The sequence below is a fragment of the Sporosarcina sp. P19 genome (assembly GCF_002743165.1).
In the GTDB taxonomy this organism is placed as follows: domain Bacteria; phylum Bacillota; class Bacilli; order Bacillales_A; family Planococcaceae; genus Sporosarcina; species Sporosarcina ureae.
The window spans coordinates 1-2,247 of record NZ_PDYR01000031.1 but is presented as its reverse complement, the minus strand read 5'-3'; the positions used below and the strand labels follow the sequence as shown (position 1 = coordinate 2,247).

Below are 2,247 nucleotides of genomic sequence, written 5' to 3'. Positions count from 1 at the left end.
TATACTGAGCTTTTTGATTTTGAAGTAGCCAGTCGCAGAGAATTCCCTGAGAATAAATTTGATTTGATCTATCTCAATTCGCCAGGTTCTTCAGTACAAATAGAACTTACTTATAATTATGATGCAGAACCATATGTTATAGGAAATGGTTTCAGTCATTTAGGCGTAACAGTAAATGATTTAGAAGAAATGCATAAAATCTGTAAAGCATCTTCTTATGAAACAGGTGAATTAAAAGGACTTTCAGGTGAAACACCTTCTTACTTCTTTGTGACTGACCCTGACGGCTATAGAATTGAAGTAAAGCGTAAGCACTAAAACGTTCCATATACAAAAGTAATTATAAAAAAGCCTAATCCTCAACTCTCTACTTACAAAACAGAGAAACGAGGTTTAGGCTTTTATTTTACTGTTGTGTCATTTCATTTCTCTTTAGGCGAATGCCTGTTTCGATAGAATTTGTTCACTTGTGTCATCTATCCCATATGGATTCCATTTTAAAGCTCAACGGCTCGATTGAAGCGTAGTAATGCTTACACAACCACTCCGCCCGTTATTTAAGCAAAAGTTACTCCTTCATTCCATATTTTCCACTAAATCCCAAACACCATAATTCTTAATCAAATAAAGAGAGGCATTCTATACGTACTCTTAGTTACATTCAGAATGGTTGGATTATTCTTGTAAGTAAATGTAGATAATGCTACATTAATGATGTCGTTCTCTACCTCACTTGCTAATGTCTAGTAGATTGGGAAGTGTGAATTTTAAGTGGATTGAACAAACGGAATAAATACTATAGAAAAAATCAGTGTTATTAAGGGGATAATGAATATGATACAAATTGGTAAACATGATCATGTTGGAAGTTTTTTAAGAACAGACGCCATTAAAGACGCGAGAAAAGCCTACATAAATGACGAATTGACAGCAGAAGCCCTTCGGCAAGTTGAAGATGTAGAAATCGAAAAATTAGTAAAGAAACAAATTGATTTAGGAATAAAGGCAATTACAGACGGTGAGTTTAGACGTTCTTGGTTTATGCATGACTTTTTCTGGGGCGTAGAAGGCGTTTCATTTGAAGCGGTTGAAAAAGGTTATGATTTTGTCGGACAAACAACTAGGGCGGAATCCTTTAAAGTAACAGATAAAATCTCATTTGGAAATCATGAAATGGTAAATGATTTAAAATTTCTAGTTGACGTAGTTGAAAAGTATGGGGATGGATCACAATTTGCAAAGTATACGATTCCCGCTCCAACCATGTTTTTCCAACGAGTCATTTCGGAAAAGGAAAAAGAGATATATCCAAATATAGAGGACTTAGCAGCTGACTTAATTAAAGTATACCAAGACGCTATCCAAGCTTTCTACGATGCTGGTTGTAGATATTTACAGTTTGATGAGTGTATCTTATCCGCATTGGATGACCCAAAACTAGCAAGTATTATGGAGAATTTCACAGGATTAAAATTAACAGACACAACCGATCTATTTGTAAGGGTTATTAAAGAGTCATTAAAGAATAAACCAGAAGATATGATTGTGGCGACACATATGTGTAAGGGAAACTATAAATCTGCTTATTTATATACAAGTGGGTATGAAACGGTTTCTACGTATTTCGATGAGCTTGGTTATGATGTGTATTTATTGGAATATGACGATGAACGTTCAGGCGGTTTTGAACCGTTAGCGAACATCAAAAATGAGGATACACAAGTTGTATTAGGGGTTGTGACTTCGAAAACTCCTGAATTAGAAGATACACATGCGTTGAAAGAAAAAGTGAAAGCAGCTTCGGAACATTTCCCATTAGAACGTTTAGTAATATCACCACAATGTGGGTTTGCAAGTACAGAAGAAGGAAACAGTCTCTCAGAAGAAGAGCAATGGGGTAAAATGGAGCATATTATCAAGCTGTCGAATGAAATCTGGTAATCCGTAAGAACTTTCCATGCTACGTCAAAACACACACGCTCTTTATTTTCACGAGAAAAGCGTGTGTGTTTTGTGTAGATTTTAAATAAAATTTGATCGTTGCTCCTATTGATTACAATAACCGCGATCTGTTGATGAATAAACCACTCTTCCTATTTACGATACCGTTTTCTTTGACAGGTCTATAGAAGGTTTTCATTCTATTTTAAAGGAGAAAAACTTCTATCCAATGTTTTTTTAAAATTACTCTCCAAGCGACTGATACTCAACCGCAAGACCTTTTTGAACGCCTGGTCGTTTCGCAAT

At 35.4% G+C, this 2,247-nt stretch carries 2 protein-coding genes; both read left to right on the top strand.

Going from position 1 to position 2,247, the window contains the following annotated elements; translation table 11 throughout:
* A partial coding sequence (locus CSV74_RS16360; RefSeq protein WP_099692448.1) for a VOC family protein occupies positions 1-318 on the top strand: 318 nt, incomplete at its 5' end.
* 516 nt (positions 319-834) lie between these two features.
* Complete coding sequence (locus CSV74_RS16355; protein WP_158231826.1) at positions 835-1,941, top strand: 5-methyltetrahydropteroyltriglutamate--homocysteine S-methyltransferase; 1,107 nt, start codon at positions 835-837, stop codon at positions 1,939-1,941.
* Positions 1,942-2,247: the final 306 nt, after the last annotated feature.